The following is a 19725-nucleotide window of genomic DNA, read 5'->3' on the forward strand; positions in this document are numbered from 1 at the left end:
TTCAGTCTTCTCGGACGGATGCCGAGGCTGCAAACTTGCGGACCTCGGCGTCTCCCCACACATGTGCGGGAACTCCGCCGCCCAGGAGTTCACGGGCAAGGGCCGGCGACTGTGCGATCGGAACGTCGCTACCCGCGATGATCATATTTCCGTAGCGCCTGCCCTTGAGCATTGCGGGATCGGCGATGATGGCCAGGTGCTCGAACTGCGCACCGATGGTTGCAGCTTCGGCGCGCGCCCCCTGCAAGTCCGGGGTGTCGCCGCAGTTGACGAGGTAAATCCCGCCCGGCGCAAGGACGCGTCGTACGTGGGTGGTGAACTGCGCCGTGGTCAGTGGAACCGGAGTTGTGCTGCCCGCAAAGACATCTCGGATGATGATGTCCCGCGTCGAATCGGTGAGAGTTTCCGTGACCGCGCGCGCTTCGCCGACGCGGATGCGTAGCAGTGGTGCACGCGGCAGATCGAACCAGTCGCGAACCAATTCGGCTAATGCGCCGTCGATTTCGACAACAACCTGACGGGCGTCGGGGTACGTCGCGCAGATGTACCGAGCCATCGAACAGGCGCCGCCGCCGAGGTGCAGGACGCGCAGACGCTCTTTCGGATCGCGTTCCGAATCGACCAGGTGGGCGATCCAGCGCATGTACTCGAAGTCCAAGGTCTTCGGGTCGGCCAGATCGATGTGTGAGCTGGGAACACCGTTGATCTGCAGAATCCACCCCGTGTCCGAGTACTGATCACGAACAAGTTCACACGTGCCGGTGTCGATGGGGAAGACGCCGGGAACAGGTCCGTCGTCTCGGCGGTCGGGGGTGGTGCTGCGAGTCTTGGTCTTGCGCGTTCCTTTGGCCACTGCACCCACTCTAGGCGCTTGTGTTCTAGTGGCAGGTTCCGAGTTGCGTGCCCTGCTCGGTGCCGTATCGGTGACCGTGACCCGCGGGGACGTCGAGGGAGGCGAGCATGTCGACGCTGGTCTGAAGGAAACTGACCACCGGAATCCACTGCGGCATCGGGGCGTCCTGGACCGCGCGGCTCAGGTCTGGTGGCGTCGTCGCGAGGGCCGGCGACCACCACACCACAGGATCGGAGGTGTTGGCCAGAACGGTTGTCCCGTCCACTCGGGTAGCGCCGGCGGGCGGTCCGGCCCAGAGGACGGCGCACAACTGCGTCGGAAGGGACTCGGCCAGGGCAGCGCTGCCGCCCACGGCGCCAAGACTCTGGCCGTAGAGATAGAGGTCGGGGCGTTCGGTGGCGGGAAGTTCCGCGATGCGGGTGGCGACCGCGGTCAGCATTGCCTGCGCCGATTCCTCGGCATCGGAGCGTTGGAACAGAAATGCAGCCCAACTCGGTGCAGCGGAGTACTGCTGACCGACGATCGCGACGTCACTGCCGAATCGCTGCTCGATACCGTCGACGGCCCGAGTGTCGATCCACCCCGAACCGGTGGGGACGGCCACAACGACGGCGCTGCGAGCAAATCCGCCGACGCGGTCGAGTTCGGCCACCGCATGGTCGGCCCGCGATCCTGCGTCCGGTCCGGAGTTGAGATCGGCGTAGACACGCACCGAATCGGTCCCGGCGGCAAGGAACTTCAGCCCTTCCACTGACTGCGCAGACGCGGTGGCGATGCTGCCGAAAGCCAGCTGAAGTCCGAAGGCGCAGATCGCTGCTATGCCGATGGTGCGGGCAAAACCCAGGCGGTGCAGTACTTTCCGAATGCCCGATGCCACTGTGGTCAGGATCAGTACGGTCAGTGCAGCGATGCAGATGACTTCGATCCAGTAGCGAATTCCGACCGGCGGCGCCCCCATTGCAACGCGGAGTGAGTTCTGCCAGCCGTTGGCAGACGTAGCGAACAGCGCAACAACGGCGGTGGCAACGATCGCAATTCGGGTGCGCCAGGATCGAGTGTCGAACCGTTCCGATCGTGTCCGCAGCGGCAGTGCGTGCCATGCAGTCGTCAGTGCCCAGGCAACAAAGATTCCCACCGCCATGAGCACACCGCTGAAGAGTCCTTGCAGTACGGCGGTTCTCGGCAACAGGCCGGGTGCCAGAGATACTGCGGCCATCGAACCCGTGGCTACCGTTGCCGAGATGCGGGGGAGCGGGACCGCTGCGATCCGGGAGAGCACCGACGGTTGGACGGTATCGAGAACGCTCATGCTGCAACGGCTTTCTGCGAGTAGGCGCCGGCCGCGGCAGGTCGCCGTGGCCGAAGGAAGGTGAGTCCGAGTGCGGAGAGGCCGAGCACACCAGCGGCGGCGTATCCGAACCCGGATTCCTGAACCGGCGTCAGGTAGTTCTGACGCCACGAATTCCCGTTCACGGCAGTGGTTGCGATGTCGGCCATGGCAAAGCAGTAGGACCGCGACGCCGGGGATTCCCTCGTGTCACAGGCATCGTGCATTCGCTGGTCGAGTTGGCCGTCGAGCGCTTGCCGTGCCCATGGGCCGAGCTCGTCGCCGTGGAACTGTGCGTAGCGGAGCAGGTCGTAGCCAAGATCGTGGGCCTTGCAGGCGGAGTCGAACTCGTCGGGAAGGGGAACGGGGGACGAGCAGGCACCGTTCGGATTGGCGAGGTGACCGGCGACGATGACGGGTTCGTAGCCTGAGAACGCGGCAAAGTCGCGCGGCACGCTTGGTGCGGCATCAGAGCTGGTGACCGCTGCAACGGCCTGTGCGGCAAGGTGATTCTCCGGCGCTGCCGCTTGCACGTCGCGAGGCGCGGCACTGATGGTGACCGTCGCCGCTGCGACAACACTCAGCGCTGCCCAGGTTGCGCTACGCTGTGTCGCCCAGATAGCGCTGCGCTGGGGCAGCGTCGTTGCTCGTGTGATTCGCATGCAGTTGACGCTATGAACGGCGGGTGCACCTGAGCATCGCTCCGCAGAGTGGTTTGTCTGTGCTCTGGGGTGAGAGGAACCCTGGACCACTGATACTGCGGGGTTAGGGGTTTCTCACTCCGCAGTATGACGACTTTCGAGGGTTCGCTTTCTAGGCTGGACAGGTGATGAAGGCAGGAAAGATGAAAGTGGCGCAGGCGAGTGTGACCCGCGCGTCGCGGCGGTTGACCGGTGATCAGTTCGCGAACGTAGCTGTAGTTGTCGTGACGTTGATTCTCTTTACGGTCGCCTGGCCGACGTTGCACCTGACGCATGCGGTGTCACCGCCGATTCAGCCGTTCGTGGCTGCGTTGGCCGCGTTTCCCTTTGTCCTGATCCGAATCAATCCCGCTCTGGGATGGGCTGTTTCCGCGATCTCGGCGTTGGTGATTCCACACGTATTCGATCTCGTGCCCGGGTACGAATATCCCTGGCAGGTCGTTCACATCATGGTGATCATGGCTCTGCTTGCCGCGGTCAGTCTCACTGCTGCGGTACCGGTGGTGGGGGTTGCGTGGATCTCGACGGTCCTGTTGTTCTTTGCCGAGACGCCGGGCCAGGACGGTGCCGGGTGGGCGGTGGGTCTGACCGCGCTGGTGGTTTTTTGCTTCCTGATTCGGTGGCTTGTTCTTTCACGTCGTGCGTTGGCGAAGCAGGAAGAGGTAAATGAAGTCGAACGTGCCCGCCGAACCGTGTTGGAAGAGAAGGCCAGGATAGCCCGCGAGCTGCACGACATTGTCGCCCACCACATGTCGATGGTGGTGGTGCAGGCGCAGAGTGCGCCGTACCGACTCGGCGACGTGACGCCCGAGATCCGCGCCGAGTTCGATTCGATCGGTGACACGGGGCGCGCTGCGCTCAACGAGATTCGCGGGTTGCTGGGTGTACTGCGCAGCGACGCCGAAGCCACCCAGGTCGCGCCGCAACCGGGAGCGCTGCAACTCGACGAGCTACTGGCAGGCAGCGCCCGCGCGGGAATTCCGTTGGTATGGAACGTGGATGGTGATCGAACACGCGTGTCGGCGTCCACCGGTCTTGTCGTGTATCGCATCGTGCAGGAATCGATCACCAATGCCGTCCGGCATGCACCGGGTAGCCCCATCGAGGTGTCCGTCGAGTTCGGCCAAGCGTCCACGCAGGTTCGGGTGGTGAACGGACCGCCGGCGGGTGGCGGTGTCCCGACTTCCAGTGTCGCCAAGTCTTCGGATACCGCCGGTGGCAATGGAATCCGCGGGATGGTCGAGCGTGCGTCCGCCGTCGGCGGAATGGTTGACACGCAACTCCTGGCGGGCGGCGGGTTCGAGGTCCGCGCTATATTGCCGACGGTCGCCGCCTAGGCTGTCGGAGTGCCCATCACAGTATTCATCGCCGACGATCAGGCAATGGTCAGACAGGGATTCGGAGCCCTGCTCGCCGCGCAACCCGATATCAGCGTCATCGGAGATGCCCCCGACGGCAGGGTTGCGGTTGCCGAAGTAGCGCGCCTGCGCCCCGACGTCGTGTTGATGGACGTGCGGATGCCGGAGATGAACGGCCTCGATGCAGCGCGCCAGATTCTGGCAACGGGTGGGGAGCCACCGGTTCGGGTCCTCATGCTCACGACTTTCGACATCGATGACTACGTCTACGAGGCTCTGCGGATCGGTGCGAGTGGTTTCATGCTCAAGGACGCACCCGCCGAGGAACTGATTCGGGCGGTGCGCGTCGTCGCCGAAGGACATGCATTGCTGGCTCCGACCGTGACACGGCGGTTGATCGAGGAAGTGACGAGTAGGAGAACACCCACCCGGGTTCGTTCCAGCGCTCTCGATATGTTGACCCCACGCGAGCGTGAAGTGCTGGAACTGATCGCACGAGGGCTGTCGAACATCGAAATTGCCGAGCACCTGTTTGTCGCGGAACAGACGGTGAAGACACACGTCGGCAAGGTTCTCTCGAAACTGGACCTGCGAGATCGAGCACAAGCGGTTGTCGTTGCATACGAAAGTGGACTTGTCACACCGGGATGATTGCCGGGCTTGATCTGAAAAGTGACAATCCTGCGCCACCGCGCCTGCTGGGGGAAGATGGACAGCAGATCCTGCAATCACCAACTGTTGAGAGGTGCTTTTTACAATGCGAATCGGAGTCCTCACAGGTGGCGGCGATTGCCCAGGGTTGAACGCGGTTATCCGTGCGGTGGTTCGCACGTCGGACGGGCGGTACGGCAGTACCGTCGTCGGCTTCCGTGACGGCTGGCGTGGTCTGCTCGAAGATCGCAAGGTTCCCCTCGCGGCCGACGACCGCATCAATCGCATCCTCACGCGCGGCGGAACCATTCTGGGAACCGCACGCGTCAACCCCGACAAACTGCGGGCCGGACTCGATCAGATCAAACAAACTCTCGACGACAACGGAATCGATGTCCTGATCCCGATCGGCGGTGAAGGCACACTCACCGCGGCCAGTTGGCTCGCGGAGAGCGGTGTTCCGGTGATCGGAGTGCCCAAGACCATCGACAACGACATCGACTGCACCGACGTCACATTCGGTTTCGACACAGCGCTGGCCGTTGCCACCGACGCGATCGACCGCCTCCACACCACAGCGGAATCGCACCAGCGCGTCATGCTCGTCGAGGTCATGGGTCGACATGCCGGCTGGATCGCACTGCAGGCCGGATTGGCGTCCGGTGCTCACCTGACGTTGGTTCCGGAGCAGCCGTTCGACGTCGACGAAGTGTGCGCCATGGTCAAGAAGCGTTTCCAGCGTGGTGATTCTCACTTCATCTGCGTAGTTGCCGAAGGCGCGATGCCCGATCCCGCTTCCATGACTTTGCGTGAAGGCGGCATCGACGAGTTCGGACACAAGATCTTCACCGGCGTCGCGCAGCAGTTGGGCAACGAAATCGAGCGCCGTATCGGCAAGGAAGTCCGGACGACGGTTCTCGGCCATATCCAGCGTGGTGGCACCCCGACGCCGCACGACCGGATACTCGCCACCCGCTTCGGCGTCCACGCCACCGACGCAGCTCATCGCGGTGATTTCGGCCAGATGGTGGCCCTGCACGGTACGTCCATCGACCTGGTTCCTCTCGCCGAGGCAACCCGCAAGCTCAAGACCGTGCCCAAGGAGCGTTACGAGGAGGCAGCCGCATTCTTCGGCTGAGCGTCCGGCGCATAAACTAGTCACCATGACTGCTGTCGATGCGCCCGACATCCTCGATTACGACGAAGTGCTGACCAAGTACGAGCCTGTGATGGGTATGGAGGTGCACGTAGAACTCGGCACCGCTACCAAGATGTTCTGCCCGTGCCCCACCGAGTTCGGTGCCGAACCCAATACCCAGGTCTGCCCGGTCTGTCTGGGCCTGCCAGGTTCATTGCCAGTGGTGAACGCTGCTGCTGTCGAATCCGCGATCCGGATCGGTCTTGCGCTCAACTGCTCCATCACACCGTGGGGTCGATTCGCGCGCAAGAACTACTTCTACCCGGATCAGCCCAAGAACTACCAGATCTCCCAGTACGACGAGCCGATCGCAACCGAGGGCTACCTCGACGTGGTCCTCGACGACGGCACTACGTGGCGCGTCGAGATCGAGCGCGCCCACATGGAAGAGGACACCGGTAAGTCCCTTCACGTGGGTGGCGCTACCGGTCGTATCCACGGTGCCAGCCATTCGCTGCTCGACTACAACCGTGCGGGTGTTCCCTTGGTGGAGATCGTCACCAAGACCATCCACGGTGCCGGTGAGCGCGCCCCCGAGGTCGCTCGCGCGTACGTCACGGCGCTTCGTGATCTGCTGAAGTCCCTCGACGTCTCCGACGTCCGCATGGACCAGGGTTCGATGCGCTGCGACGCCAACATCTCGCTGATGCCGATCGGTTCCACCGAACTGGGTACCCGCACCGAGACCAAGAACGTCAACTCCCTCAAGAGCGTCGAGGTCGCAGTTCGCTACGAGATGCGTCGTCAGGCGGCAGTGCTCGACGCCGGTATCGAGGTCATCCAGGAGACGCGTCACTTCCAGGAAGCCGACGGCACCACCTCCGCTGGTCGACGTAAGGAAACCGCGGAAGATTACCGCTACTTCCCGGAACCCGACCTCGAACCCGTTGCCCCCAGCGCCGAGTGGGTCGAAGAACTGCGCGCCACCTTGCCCGAGTTGCCCTGGATCCGCCGCGCGCGGATCCAGAAGGACTGGGGGATCTCCGACGAGGTCATGCGCGACCTCGTCAATGCCGGTGCCATCGACCTGGTCATCGCCACCACCGAAGCCGGCGCTTCGCCAGAAGCCGCCCGATCCTGGTGGTTGTCGTACCTGTCACAGCAGGCCAACACTCGCGGAGTTGAACTCGGCGCGCTGCCGATCACGCCGTCCCAGGTCGCGCAGGTTGTTGCTCTCATCGACAGCGGCAAGCTCAACAACAAGGTCGCCCGTCAGGTTGTGGACCACGTCCTGGGCGGTGAGGGTGATCCCGAGCAGGTTCTGGCGGCACATCCCGAATTGGTTGTCGAGCGTGACGAGACCAAGCTCAAGGCTGCTGTCGACGAGGCACTCGCTGCCAACCCCGATATCGCAGACAAGATCCGCAGCGGCAAGGTGCAGGCCGCCGGAAAGATTGTCGGTGACGTCATGAAGGCCACCCGCGGCCAGGCTGACGCCGCACGGGTGAAGGAACTTGTTCTGGAGGCGTGCAGCTAGTCTGTCGCACACTCGAGTACTGAGCACTGATGCCCAGCCGAATCGAATTCGGCTGGGCATCAGTGGTTTACCGCTGTCGATCTACAAGCCAGGGACCACAACCGCGCGGCCGCTGAGCGTTCCGGCGGCCAAGCGTCGATACGCTTCCGCTCCGTTGTCGAGACTGAAGGTCTCGACCGCGATGTCGAAAATGCCGGCGTGCGCGAGGTCGATCAATTCGATCAACTCGTTGCGGGCGCCCCAGTACGGAACTGTCACCGAAGCCTCGTAAGGACTTTGGAAGAATCCAACTTTGGCGTGCGCCTGGCTGTCGCCGATCCCGACGATCGTGACGTCCGATCCGACGCCGGCAACCGCCATCGCGGTGTCGATGGTGGGCTGATAGCCGACGAAGTCGAGAACCAGTGCGGCGCCCTGACTTCCGGTGATCTTGCGGACGTTCTCGGCCGCGTTCTTGTCGGACAGGACAACTTCGTGAGCGCCCACCTTGGTTGCCAGTTCGAGCTTGTCCGCGCTCACGTCCAGTGCGATAACGGTAGCCGCCGAGAGGTGGCGGAGGAGTTGAATGGCAACGTGGCCGAGGCCGCCGGTTCCGATGACAATGGCGTACGAGCCTCCGCGAAGTTTTGGCAGGGACCGTTTGATCGCGTGATACGGCGTCAAGCCTGCGTCGGTCAACGGCACTGTCTTGACCGGGTCGAGGTCACCGATCGGGACAAGGTGGCGAGGAGAGTCGACGATCATGAACTCGGCCAGCGCGCCGGGGGCGCCCAGTCCGGGAGGGCGAATACCGAGTTCCTCTGCGCGAGAACAGTAGTTTTCGAGTCCCTGTGAGCAGTGCCAGCAATTTCCGCAGCCCCACGGGCCGTAGACCACGACGTTGGTTCCGATGTCGAGACCTTCGACGCCGTCGCCAACCGCTGCGACACGGCCGGCACCTTCGTGGCCGAGAGTGAGCGGCAGGCCGTAACTGTACTGCTCTTCCGGCAGGCTCATGATGAAGTCGTCCGAGTGGCAGACGCCGGCTGCGGTCACTTCCAGGAGCACTTCACCTGGACCAGGTTCGGGTTTGGGAATCTCCGTGAGTTCGGGTTCAGCGCCGATTCTCGTGTACTGGATTGCCTTCATTCCGACTCCTTTGTCCCGACTGCGTTGTCGTGGTTGGTCAACGGGTCCTGGCAGCGTGGTGATTAGTCCCGCTAACAAAAGGGTACGCGTCAGCGCATGTTCGGTCACGGGATCGGTGAGTCTGTTCAGAACGGTGGTGGGTCGTTGCCGTAGTCGATGTGTTTGCTAGGTGTGCGCTTTCGGGGCACATGCTGTCGGGGTGTGGAGATCGGGAAGGTTTGGCGGCGTTTGCGTTCCGCATTCTTCGCCGCCCGGTTTGAATCTTGACGCGGCGGTGTTTGCGTTCGCTTCGGATGCGGGCAGCTTTGTTCTCCAGTCGTGTCCGTCGTCTGGTGCCGCCTTCCGGTGGCGGTGGTTCCTGCATCCCGGCGAGTAGTCCGGCAGCTCTGGTGCGGTAGCAATGGCCGGTCTGCGAAGTCAGAGTGACGCTGCGGTCCGGATTCGGGGCGAGCTGCCACTTCCCGGAATGCTTGAGGCGGTGATGGTTGCGGCAGAACGCACTCAGATTCGACGCAACCGTCTTCCCACCCTTCGCGGGGTTGGTGTGGTTGAACGGATCGTTGTGGTCGAGGTCGCAGTTCCAGGCCGGGACATCGCAGTGCGGCCATTGGCAGCTTCCCTCGCTGACCCGCAGCCACGTGTCGAGTGCCGCGCCGGGGCGGTAGACCAACGCCGAAGCGGGCGCAGGTGCCGGTTCAGGTTCAGCGTCTGCCGGGACTCGCACTTCCCGAACGTCTGCGTCTTTCGCGATGTCGCGGGCATGCTCGGCGCTGATCACGCCGTACCCGTCGAGGTGAGCGGGTTCGTCGCTGCCGGGAGTGTCGCTGCCGGCGACGGTGGATTCGTGCATCACGACATGAACGAGTGGCCGGCGAATGATGATCATGCCACTGCGGTCCTGTGGGCAATCGGCGCGGTCGCAGTCGCACACCAACACCGTTGAACCGCTCACCAAAGCGCCCAACGCATCCGCTCGGCGCTGCTCATAGGTGCGGGAGTCGTGGCGGCACAACGACATCGCCAGTTCCCGCAACCGGCCGTCGAAGGCGCGGGCTTGTTCGGCCGGGATGCTGCCGAGGATGCGGGCCATCCCGTCTTCGGCGGCACTAACCCCCACGAACCGATCGGCGAGGGCTCGGCGTCGTCGTTCCCGCATGCCTTCCGGATCGACGCGGGCCACGATCCGGTCGATCGCCGCCGTCAACCGCCGACCCGTCAACCCCGTCCCACCGTCCACCGGTGGAGCCAACACCTGCTCGAGCAGCAAGCGTTCGACTTCGTCGATCAGCTCGTCGCTGACATTCGCGGTCGCGGACTCGATCAGCCCAACCCGGTAGAAGTCGAGTTCACCGCGGGCCATCGCCGCCCGCGTGCGATGCAACCGCGTCTTCAACGCAAAACCCAACCCGATGAGCTTCCCGGCAGCAGCCCGTCCCATCGTCAGGACCGCGCTGACCTCGGATTCGGCCAACTCGTGCGCCGACGACGTCCACGTGCCACCCTCGACATGCTCGGCGCTACGGCGGGTGAAGAACTCCGCGACCACGGCCAGTTTCCGCTCGACCAACATCGCCTCGCACGAATGCAATTCGGCCATCAAATCAACGAGGGCGCAATCAGTTTCGGTACCACTCAGCTGTGCCGAGATACCGAAACTTCCCACCCCTGGATCGAACATTCCCCCACCGTAATCGAAATCCTGTTCGATTGGGAGGGCTCCTGAAAATCAGTCGGAAAAGTCTGAATGCTGACTGGAAACTTCAGGGCGGCTTAGCTTTTGACGAGTATCAGTCGACTCCGCCGCCGCCGCTGGGCATGGGAATCTTCACTACCTTGTCGTCATTCGGGCCAGGTTCGCCCGCCGACTTGTTGACGGTGCTGACCCACAGCAATCCGTCCGCGCCCAACGCCAGGCCTTCGAGTTGACCGTAAGTATCCTTGGCAACAGCACCCGGCGGTGTGGTGATGGCGCCGGTACCGGGGTCGGTTGCCAGTGAAGCCACGGCTTTACCCGCGCCCAAAGCCACTGCAACAACGCCTTGTACTGCCACGCAGCCGCCTACTCCCGGGCGGTCGGGCCACGTCCAAGCCGGAGCGGTCACGGTACCGTCTGCACCTACCCGTTGGAGGCGATCCTCCAGTGCGGTGCGATCGGTGACCCACGTCGCGATGCCGGGTTCCACGCACACGCCACCGCCATTACCGATACCTGACAGGACAACGTCGGGGCGCGGGGGAGTGGCATTGGGGGCGAGGGATCGAACACGAAGCAGCTTGCCGGCCAGTGATGCGGGATCGTTTGCAGCAGCTGGATTTCCGGCATCTCCGGTCAGGACCATGAGTTGATCGGGTGCGGCAAACTCGAGGGAACCTCGGTTCCCGTTGGCGCCCCGAGGAATTCCTCCGAGGACTACCTTTGCGGTGTCGCCCGGCGCAATGCGGACCACACGATTGTCTGAGCCCGTCGTGACGTACGCGTAGATCAGGTTGTCTTCGACGAAGGTAGGGGACAGGGCAATATCGAGTAGTCCGCCGTCAGCACTTCCGTCGACGTCGATCTTGGCGACCTCGACGGGGATTTGGCCGGGGGCGACCTGCAGGATCCGGCCGGTCCGGCGTTCGGCAACCAGACCTGAGTTTCCGTCTGGCAGGGTGAGCAGTCCACCGGTGGTGTCGAGGCACGTTGCGATGACCGCCGGGTCGGCATCCACACACGGGCCGAGGGGGCCGCTGGGTGCTACGGGCGGAGCGGTAGTTGTCGAGGGTTGCGGGTTCTGCGGCGCAACTTCCGCGTTCGATTGGATGGTCGGTTCCGGAGTGAAAGGGCTTGCCGTCGATTCGTCGAAGTCGGCGCAACCGGAAAGGATGGACGCAGCGAAGGCGAGTGCCAAGGTTGCCGATGCGGCGCGTCGTGTTCTGCGCGACGTGTTGCGTCCACCCGTAGTCATGGTGAAGACGTTACGTAACCGATGCCCTGCGCCGCCACGCCGGAGTAGGTTCCCCGACCTCGTCGTGTCACCGCTTTAGGCTCTCCTACGTGACTGACGAGCGAAAAGACCCCAGCGAACTGTCGGAACCCGGCGTGGCGACGGGCAAAGTGTCCAGTCCTTACGACTCACCGACGGAGCAGTTTCCTCCGGTGAATGCCCGCAATTCGTTGCCGCGAACCGACGACGATCTCGATTTCGGTTCAGCGCAAGCAAATTCCGTGACCGAACAAATCCCGGCATATCGTCCGGGGTTACTTGATAAACCGACTGAGGTGCTCACACGCGATACCGCGTACGAGATGCCGGCCGATCCGGTCGCGGTCGCAGACCCGATTCCGGTGGCCGAAGATCCGCGGCCGAGCCGAGGAACACTGGATCTCGGTCTTTTGGCGCTCCGGTTGGCGGTGGGCGGCACCGCGTTGGTACACGGATTACAGAAGCTGACGGGTTTGTGGAACGGCCCGGGGCTGGGCGGCTTCGAAACGATGTTGGCCGAAGCGGGATTCGAACAGGCCAAGTTGTTGGCAATTTTGGGTGCGGTCGGCGAGGTGGCTGGTGGCGCACTGCTGATTTTGGGTCTGTTGACTCCGATTGCCGCGGCGTCGGTGCTGGCCGTGATGATCAATGCATGGGCGCTTCGTCAGTTGGCTGAGCCAGGTCTCGAGTACTTTGCGCCAAACGGAACCGAGTACGAGATGCTCTTGGGGATCTGCGCTGGTGTGATCATCCTCACGGGACCAGGGCGAATCGCGCTGGACGGCCGCCGAGGCTGGGCGAAGCGGCCCTTCATCGGTTCGTTGGTTGTGCTGATTCTGGGTATCGGTGCCGGCGTGTGCACGTGGATTTTCCTGAACGGGGCGAACCCGCTCATCTGATCCGATGTAGAAAAACAGCCGCCCGCCTCTCCGAAAAGGAAGGCGGGCGGCTGCTGTTTGTCGATCTGGGTTGATCAATCCTTGACGAGCACCGGTGCGGCATTGGCGGCCGGGATCGCCGTGCCGTCCTTCAGCTTGCGACCGAGTACCGATTTGCGGTGACCGTACGCGAAGTACACGACAACGCCGATCGCCATCCAGACCACAAATCGAATCCAGGTTTCGACCGACAGGTTGAGCATGAGCCAACCGCAGGCGAGAACCGCGAGAATCGGAACGAACGGCACCCACGGCACGCGGAATCCGCGCGGCAGATCGGGACGGGTGCGGCGAAGCACGATCACGCCGACGCAGACGAGCACAAAGGCGAACAGCGTGCCGATGTTGACCATCTCTTCGAGAGTTCCCATGGGGAAGAAGGCAGCGAGCACTGCGACGATGCCGCCGACGATCAGCGTGATGCGCAGCGGGATGCCCTTGCTGGTGGTCTTGGCAAGCTTCCTGGGCATCAGGCCGTCACGTGACATGGCAAACAGGACGCGGGTCTGGCCGAGCATCATGACCATGACAACAGTGGTCAGGCCGGCGAGGCCGCCGAAGTTGATGGCAGTTTGTGCCCATCCGATTCCGTTGGCTTCGAAGGCGGTGGCGAGCGTGGCACTCGAGTCGCCGACGAGCGGGCTACCGTCCTTGAGTTCGGTGTACTTGACCATGCCGGTCAGAACCAGGGTGACAGCGACGTACAGGACGGTCACGATCGCGACCGAGCCGAAGATTCCGCGCGGCAGCGACTTCTGGGGGTTCTTCGTCTCTTCGGCGGTGGTAGCGACGACGTCGAACCCGATGAAGGCAAAGAAGACCAGGCTGGCAGCGGCAAGGAGACCGTATGCGCCGTAACTGCTTCCGCCGGCTCCGGTCAGCCAAGCAAACAGCGTCTGGTGAATTCCGCTAGCCGTGCTCTCAGCGCCTTCGGCGGGCGGGATGAAGGGCGAGTAGTTCTCTTTCTTGATGTAGAACGCACCGACGACGATGACAAGGAGAACAACTGCGATCTTGATCGCGGTGATGACGGCAGAGACTCGGGACGAAACCTTGGTGCCGATCGCGAGAATAAGTGTGATCGCTCCGATGATGAGCAGTGCGCCCCAGTCGAAGCTGATGGATCCGATGTGAGCTGTGGTGCTTCCGCTCGCCCCGATCACATTGCCGAGATAGAGCGACCACCCCTTGCCGACTACGGCGGAGGCAAGTGCAAATTCGAGGATCAGGTCCCAGCCGATGATCCAGGCTGCGAATTCGCCGAAGGTTGCATACGAGAACGTGTACGCGCTGCCGGCGACGGGGACCGTCGAGGCAAACTCTGCGTAACAGAGGGCTGCAAGTGCACACGCGATGGCTGCAAGAACAAAGGCCAGTGAGATCGAGGGGCCCGCTACGTTGCCGGCTGTTCTGGCGGTGAGGGTGAAGATACCTGCGCCGATGACAACGGCGACGCCGAAGACCGTGAGGTCCTTCGCGGTCAGTTCCTTTTTGAGCTTGGTTTCAGGCTCGTCGGTGTCCGCGATCGATTGCTCGACGGATTTGGTGCGCCATATGCCGACTCCGGGCATGTATTGCTCCTTGATTGATTCCCGGCGACCTTGTGGGGGACGGGAGGTGGCTGACAGTTGTCGAATGTGATGTGGGTCTCATCGACTAGATGAGGGAACCATTGGTGAGCGCAGTGCGCAAGTCGCGGCCACTGAACTAAATAAAATGATCACTTCACTCGCCATCAACCCCCCGTACATATCTGTTTTGATCAGCTGGCTCCGTGCACACTACGGGAAGTGAATTCGATCACGCACATTTCGTACTAATGCGTCCGAATTGTCCGCAGCAGCAGCGCATTCCGGTCAGTCTCTCCGCGCGTCGTGTCGCGTCATTTCAGTACCTGTCGGTCGGTCTTGCTATCAATAAGCGATCAACCGCGACGCTCGCGGTACCCGACTTGAAGGAGATCGTGATGATCCAGGCCCATCTCGACGCGTTGCACGGGCTTCCGGCTTTCGACTTCCCAGCTGCGGGGGCGACTGATTCAGCACTGCCCGCTGCGGGTGCTGTGGCGTGGCGCATCTCGGTGGAACCGTATTCGGATGACTCGGAAGAGTTTTCCGAGGCCTGGGCACGGTTTGTCGAGAAGGTGGACCTGTCGGCGGTGCAGGCTCTGATCATCGGCCAGTGGGGTGAGTCGTACGAGGTCAACTCGTCGTCGATCGTGGAACTGGTTGTCGAGCAACGTCACCGGTTGACGTCGCTGCGGGCGCTATTTCTCGCGGACATCACACAGGAGCAGCAGGAGATTTCCTGGATTCAGCAATCCGACGTCACTCCTGTACTCGGCGCGTTTCCGGAGTTGGTCGAGTTCGGCATTCGTGGTGGCACGGAATTGCAGTTCCCAGAAACCAGTCATAGTGCGCTACGTCGATTGACCGTCGAGTCGGGTGGACTGCCCGCCGCAGTTGTCCACGGTGTGTCCTCTAGTAACTTCCCGGCGCTCGAGTTTCTCGATCTGTGGCTCGGGACAGACAATTACGGGGGAGACGCGACCATCGAGGATCTGGCTGTCATTCTCGGCGGTACGAAATTGCCGTCGTTGCGGCACCTGGGTCTGCGTAACAGCGAGATTCAGGACGATATCGCCAAGGCGATTGTTACTGCCCCGATTCTCGGGCAGCTCACCACGGTGGATCTTTCGATGGGCACGCTCTCGGATGACGGCGCCCAAGCGCTTCTCGGCACCAGTTCTTTTAAGGGTCTCGAGTTTCTCGACCTGCACTACCATTTTCTCAGTGATGCCGCGATCACGGAATTGACCCGGCATTGCGCCGAATTGGGAGTTCGGGTCGATCTGTCCGAGCAGACCGACGCGGATGAGTACGACGATGAGATCTGTCGATATGTTGCAGTCTCCGAGTAATCCCTCGTCGCCGCCTTTCCATTCGCGGTTCGTAGTTATCGGGGTTACGGGCAATCGTCGAGTTTCCGGGTTTGTCGACGCGGTCACGGCAGCGGGATTGCCGACTCCGCGTGTTCTGGGTTGGCGTGAGATTATCGGTCGAGATTATGGTTTCAACGCTGGCGAGATCGTTCGAATCGATTCGCCCGGAGAAGATTCCGTGGTGGACCGATACCTTCGCGGTACGGACGAGTCGACACGGGTTGAGGGCACCGGCAAGTGGTATCGACGATTCACTACCGAGATTCGCGAGATTACCGATCGAGCAGATCGCGTCGGTGCTCGGGTTCTCGGTGATGCGAACGAGATCGCGATGATGTTCGACAAACGGCGCTGCCATCGCCACCTCGACGCTGCCGGGGTACGGGTCCCCGCGGCGTTGGAGACTGCGCCCCGAAGCTACGCCGAACTCGAGCAACTAGCAGCCGACGCACACATGCCACGAGTGTTCGTCAAGCTTGCTCACGGCTCGTCGGCGTCGGGAGTGATTGCGCTGCAATGGGGTCCGCGCGGGCAGGTCCGGGCCGTCACGTCGGTGGAAGTGAGTGCTGATGGTGCGCTGCACAACTCACTTCGAGTGCGCACATATCGAACGAGGGCTGCCATCGCGTCAATTGTCGATCGGCTCGCGCCCGACGGACTTCATGTCGAAGCGTGGATACCCAAAGCATCGCTCGGCGGACGCACCGCCGACGTTCGTGTGGTGGTTGTCGGGGGTGTTGCCACCCATGCCGTAGTGCGGACCAGCGCTTCTCCGCTTACCAATCTGCATCTTGGCGGTACCCGCGGTGCACTCGTCGACGCGATGACTGTTGCAGGTGAGAACTGGTCACAGCTTCTGGAATTGAGTGAGCGGGCAGCAGCGTGTTTTCCGGCGGCACCCCATGTCGGAATCGACGTCTTGCCCGGCGTCGGGTGGCGACGCTTCACGGTGGGGGAGGTCAATGCGTTCGGAGATCTCCTGCCGGGGCTTACCGGTCTGCCCGGAAGCCCCGCCGAGGGAATGACTACGTATCAAGCACAAGTAGATTCGCTACAGAAATCGGAAAACGTGGAGTATGCCCGGTGAACAACCGTGACATGAACGACGTCGACATGAACGACGTCGACACGAGCTACCCCGACATGAATGAGGTCGTCGGGCAGGACGACATCCTGTTGCTCACGTTGGACACGCTCCGCTACGATGTCGCCTGCGAACTGGCCGCGAGTGGGCGCATTCCCACTCTCGCGTCGTACCTCCCCGGGGGACGGTGGGAAAAGCGCCATGCCCCGGGAAGTTTCACCTACGCCTCTCATCAGGCGATTTTTGCCGGCTTTCTCCCGACCCCGGCCAGCCAGGGTCCGCACCCTCGATTGTTCGCTGCTCGATTCGCCGGGAGTGAATCCACCGCCGACGGAACGTTTGTGTTCGAGGGCCCCAATGTGGTGGACGGTCTGCGGCAGGTCGGCTACCGCACTGTGTGTATCGGCGGGGTCGGGTTCTTCAACAAAGCCGCGCCCCTAGGTTCGGTGATGCCCTCGATGTTCGACGAGAGCTATTGGGAATCGCGCTTCGGTGTGACCTCTCCGGAATCCTTCGCAGCGCAAGTCGAGTGTGCCGAGACGGTGGTGGCCGGTCTCGAACCGGACCAGAAGCTTTTCCTGTTCGTCAATGCCGCTGCGCTGCATCAACCCAATTGGTTCCACCTTGCAGGTGCTAGCGCCGAGTCGGGAGACACCCTCCAGTCCCATGCTGCCGCACTCGAATACATCGACCGCCATATCGCACGACTGCTGCAGGCCATGAGTTCACGGCGGCGGTGCTTTGCCATCGTCTGTTCCGATCACGGCACAGCGTACGGCGACGACGGTTGGACCGGGCACCGGCTGGGTCACGACAGCGTGTGGACAGTTCCCTATGCACATTTCTTCGTGGAAGGGCCACAGCAATGAGTCTCGCAGTTACGGTACGTCCGTACCAAAATTACGTTTATGCGTATCCGCACAAGACGGCGTACCGGCCGCTACAGCATCGCCCGTCGTTGCAGAAATTGTGGGCGTCAGAGCCGAAAGACGCACTGTCGCTGTACCTACATATTCCGTTCTGCGAGGTTCGCTGCGGATTCTGCAATTTGTTCACTCGTATCGGCGCGCCGGGTGAGATGACCACCGCATACCTCGACGCACTCGAGCGCCAAGCACGTGTTGTGTCGGACGCTGTCGGCGACGGAACTCACTACGACGCCGTGGCCTTCGGCGGCGGCACCCCGACCTTTCTCGATGCCTCCGAACTCGACAGATTGTGCGACATCGCGGAACTCCGCATGGGCGCGGATCTTTCGTCTGTTCCGTTCTCGGTGGAGGCGTCGCCGTCGACGGTAACCGCCGATCGGATGTCCGTGCTGGCATCCCGCGGAACTACTCGCCTGAGTCTGGGAGTGCAGAGCTTCATCGACTCCGAGGCGAGGGCGGCAGCGCGGCCGCAGAAGCGGGCCGATGTCGACGCCGCGCTCGGGCGGATCCGGGACGCTCGAATTCCCGTGCTCAACATCGATCTCATCTACGGCATCGACGGTCAGACCGAGCAGACCTGGCGGCAATCCCTCGACGCGGCGTTGGCGTGGGAACCGGAGGAGCTGTATCTGTATCCGCTCTACGTTCGAGCGCTCACGGGTTTGGGCAAGAAAACAGCGGTCACGGAATCCGATGCCGAGTGGGACGAGCGGCGTCTGCGCTTGTATCGGTTCGGCCGCGACTACCTAGAGCAGGCCGGGTATCGGCAAGTCTCGATGCGTATGTTCCAGCGCGAGGGCGCGGTCATCGACGGGGCGGCCGACTACGCGTGCCAGACCGACGGCATGATCGGATTGGGGTGCGGCGCACGCTCGTACACCGCTGACCTTCACTATTCGTTCGATTACGCGGTGGACATGCGGGAGATCCGCGGGATCATCGACACGTTCATCGCCCGGCCGGCCGACGAGTTCGCCTACGCGGAAGTCGGTCGATTCATGACTCCCGATGAGACGCGTCGCAGGCATCTCGTGCAGTCGGTGCTTCAGGCCGAAGGGATGGATGTGTCCGACTATCTCGCGCGGTTCGGAACACTACCTACCGACGATTTTCCGGAGGAATTGAAGGCCTTCGAAGCGGCCGGGTGGTTGGCGGGTGATCTACAGTCCGATCGACTGAAACTCTCGCCCGAAGGTCTGGCGCACTCCGACGCGATCGGCCCGGCGTTGTTCTCAGCGAGTGTCCACCGGGACATGGCAGAGTACGAGGCCAAATGAACTCCTCGTTGTCGATTCTCTACCGCGGTCCGTTGGCGAGTTGTAATTACGACTGCCCGTACTGCCCGTTCGCGAAACGCCGTGATCCGCCAGCCGAATTACGCGCGGACAGAGCATCATTGGAACGGTTTGCAGCTTGGGTGGCCGAGCGGACGGATCTACGGTTGTCCGTGCTGTTCACGCCGTGGGGTGAGGCACTGGTGCGGTCCTGGTATCGGCGCACTCTCGCGGAACTGAGTTGGTTGCCTCACGTCGAACGGGTTGCGATACAAACCAATCTCAGCGCTCGCACCACGTGGCTTGCCGACGCAGACCCGTCGACGCTGGCGCTGTGGTGCACATTTCATCCGGGGCAGATCTCGCTCGAGAAATTTGTTGCGAAATGCCGGGAACTCGACGGCGGTGGCATCCGCTATTCGGTGGGGGTCGTCGGATTCCCGGAGCATCTCGATCTGGCCCGTGAGCTGCGGCAGAAACTACCCGAGAATGTCTACCTGTGGGTGAATGCGGCCGAGGGGCGAGTGTATTCGGACGATGAAGCGCAGGTCTGGACCGAACTGGACCCGCTTTTTCCCTACAGCCGGAACCCGCATCCGAGCGTCGGAAAAGCTTGCAGAACCGGAGAATCCGTCATCTCCGTCGACGGTGACGGCACTATTCGGCGGTGCCATTTTGTCCCCGAGGTGATCGGGAATCTGTACGACGGCAGCCTCGAACAAACACTGACCGCACGAGAATGTCCAAAAACGATGTGTGACTGTCACATCGGCTACGTGCATCTCGAATCGCTGCCGCTCTACGACGCTTTCGCCGGGGGAGTGCTCGAGCGCATACCGGCCACGCTTACGAGTTCGCTTGTGAGCAGGCAGTTACCCCTGCACGTAGTGCGGTGAAACA

General features: G+C 62.4%; 17 protein-coding genes. 10 read left to right on the forward strand and 7 right to left on the reverse strand.

Annotated features, from left to right (window positions below; all coding sequences use genetic code 11):
- Position 1 precedes the first annotated feature (1 nt).
- From RG2_RS10000 to RG2_RS10010, 3 genes are read right to left on the reverse strand one after another with little or no spacing between them, the layout of a single operon-like run.
- Positions 2-853 carry a spermidine synthase gene (locus RG2_RS10000; RefSeq protein WP_033233197.1) on the reverse strand — a complete coding sequence of 284 codons (852 nt, stop codon included), beginning with the start codon at positions 851-853 and terminating at the stop codon, positions 2-4.
- A 25-nt stretch (positions 854-878) separates the two neighbouring features.
- The gene (locus tag RG2_RS10005; protein ID WP_033233148.1) at positions 879-2162 is read right to left on the reverse strand and encodes an alpha/beta-hydrolase family protein; all 1284 of its coding nucleotides are present in this window, start codon (positions 2160-2162) and stop codon (positions 879-881) included.
- Positions 2159-2842 carry a membrane protein gene (locus RG2_RS10010; protein ID WP_033233149.1) on the reverse strand — a complete coding sequence of 228 codons (684 nt, stop codon included), beginning with the start codon at positions 2840-2842 and terminating at the stop codon, positions 2159-2161. Before RG2_RS10010 ends, RG2_RS10005 begins: the two co-directional genes overlap by 4 nt.
- 167 nt (positions 2843-3009) lie before the next feature.
- On the opposite strand from RG2_RS10010, the gene RG2_RS10015 reads away from it, so the two are divergent.
- From RG2_RS10015 to gatB, 4 genes are all read left to right on the forward strand, one after another.
- Positions 3010-4218, forward strand: a complete 1209-nt coding sequence (locus tag RG2_RS10015; RefSeq protein ID WP_033233150.1) for a sensor histidine kinase — start codon at positions 3010-3012, stop codon at positions 4216-4218.
- Between the two features lie 9 nt (positions 4219-4227).
- Positions 4228-4890, forward strand: coding sequence for a response regulator (locus tag RG2_RS10020; RefSeq protein WP_033233151.1), 663 nt, complete (start codon positions 4228-4230; stop codon positions 4888-4890).
- Between the two features lie 106 nt (positions 4891-4996).
- On the forward strand, positions 4997-6028 hold the full coding sequence (locus tag RG2_RS10025; RefSeq protein ID WP_033233152.1) for an ATP-dependent 6-phosphofructokinase: 1032 nt from the start codon (positions 4997-4999) through the stop codon (positions 6026-6028).
- Between the two features lie 25 nt (positions 6029-6053).
- Entirely contained in the window at positions 6054-7565 is a 1512-nt protein-coding gene (gene gatB / locus RG2_RS10030) for an Asp-tRNA(Asn)/Glu-tRNA(Gln) amidotransferase subunit GatB (RefSeq protein ID WP_033233153.1), read from the forward strand.
- 81 nt (positions 7566-7646) lie between these two features.
- Here gatB and RG2_RS10035 read toward each other — a convergent pair whose 3' ends face one another.
- From RG2_RS10035 to RG2_RS10045, 3 genes are all read right to left on the reverse strand, one after another.
- Positions 7647-8693: an NAD(P)-dependent alcohol dehydrogenase gene (locus tag RG2_RS10035; protein ID WP_033233154.1), complete on the reverse strand. Its 1047-nt coding sequence runs from the start codon at positions 8691-8693 to the stop codon at positions 7647-7649.
- 37 nt (positions 8694-8730) lie between these two features.
- A complete protein-coding gene (locus RG2_RS10040; RefSeq protein ID WP_165826303.1) occupies positions 8731-10371 on the reverse strand; it encodes an HNH endonuclease signature motif containing protein in 1641 nt (546 codons plus the stop codon).
- Positions 10372-10480: 109 nt separating this feature from the next.
- Positions 10481-11641 carry a PQQ-dependent sugar dehydrogenase gene (locus RG2_RS10045; RefSeq protein ID WP_033236596.1) on the reverse strand — a complete coding sequence of 387 codons (1161 nt, stop codon included), beginning with the start codon at positions 11639-11641 and terminating at the stop codon, positions 10481-10483.
- An 89-nt stretch (positions 11642-11730) separates the two neighbouring features.
- Here RG2_RS10045 and RG2_RS10050 point away from each other — a divergent pair, with 89 nt between their 5' ends.
- Positions 11731-12558: a DoxX family protein gene (locus tag RG2_RS10050; protein WP_033236595.1), complete on the forward strand. Its 828-nt coding sequence runs from the start codon at positions 11731-11733 to the stop codon at positions 12556-12558.
- 74 nt (positions 12559-12632) lie between these two features.
- On the opposite strand, the gene RG2_RS10055 is transcribed toward RG2_RS10050, so the two are convergent.
- Positions 12633-14168: an amino acid permease gene (locus tag RG2_RS10055; protein WP_072782451.1), complete on the reverse strand. Its 1536-nt coding sequence runs from the start codon at positions 14166-14168 to the stop codon at positions 12633-12635.
- Positions 14169-14563: 395 nt separating this feature from the next.
- Between RG2_RS10055 and RG2_RS10060 the strand changes: the two genes are divergently transcribed.
- From RG2_RS10060 to RG2_RS10080, 5 genes are read left to right on the forward strand one after another with little or no spacing between them, the layout of a single operon-like run.
- Positions 14564-15517 (forward strand): STM4015 family protein, encoded by a 954-nt coding sequence (locus RG2_RS10060; protein ID WP_174557351.1) that lies wholly within the window; start codon positions 14564-14566, stop codon positions 15515-15517.
- Complete coding sequence (locus tag RG2_RS10065) at positions 15483-16625, forward strand: STM4014 family protein (RefSeq protein ID WP_230590370.1); 1143 nt, start codon at positions 15483-15485, stop codon at positions 16623-16625. Before RG2_RS10060 ends, RG2_RS10065 begins: the two co-directional genes overlap by 35 nt.
- On the forward strand, positions 16622-17491 hold the full coding sequence (locus RG2_RS10070; RefSeq protein ID WP_230590369.1) for an STM4013/SEN3800 family hydrolase: 870 nt from the start codon (positions 16622-16624) through the stop codon (positions 17489-17491). The genes RG2_RS10065 and RG2_RS10070 overlap by 4 nt, the downstream gene beginning before the upstream one ends.
- Positions 17488-18828 carry an STM4012 family radical SAM protein gene (locus RG2_RS10075; RefSeq protein ID WP_033236592.1) on the forward strand — a complete coding sequence of 447 codons (1341 nt, stop codon included), beginning with the start codon at positions 17488-17490 and terminating at the stop codon, positions 18826-18828. Before RG2_RS10070 ends, RG2_RS10075 begins: the two co-directional genes overlap by 4 nt.
- Positions 18825-19721, forward strand: coding sequence for an STM4011 family radical SAM protein (locus tag RG2_RS10080; RefSeq protein ID WP_033236591.1), 897 nt, complete (start codon positions 18825-18827; stop codon positions 19719-19721). Before RG2_RS10075 ends, RG2_RS10080 begins: the two co-directional genes overlap by 4 nt.
- Positions 19722-19725: the final 4 nt, after the last annotated feature.

The sequence above is a fragment of the Rhodococcus globerulus NBRC 14531 genome, from assembly GCF_001894805.1.
GTDB classification, from domain to species: domain Bacteria; phylum Actinomycetota; class Actinomycetes; order Mycobacteriales; family Mycobacteriaceae; genus Rhodococcus_F; species Rhodococcus_F globerula.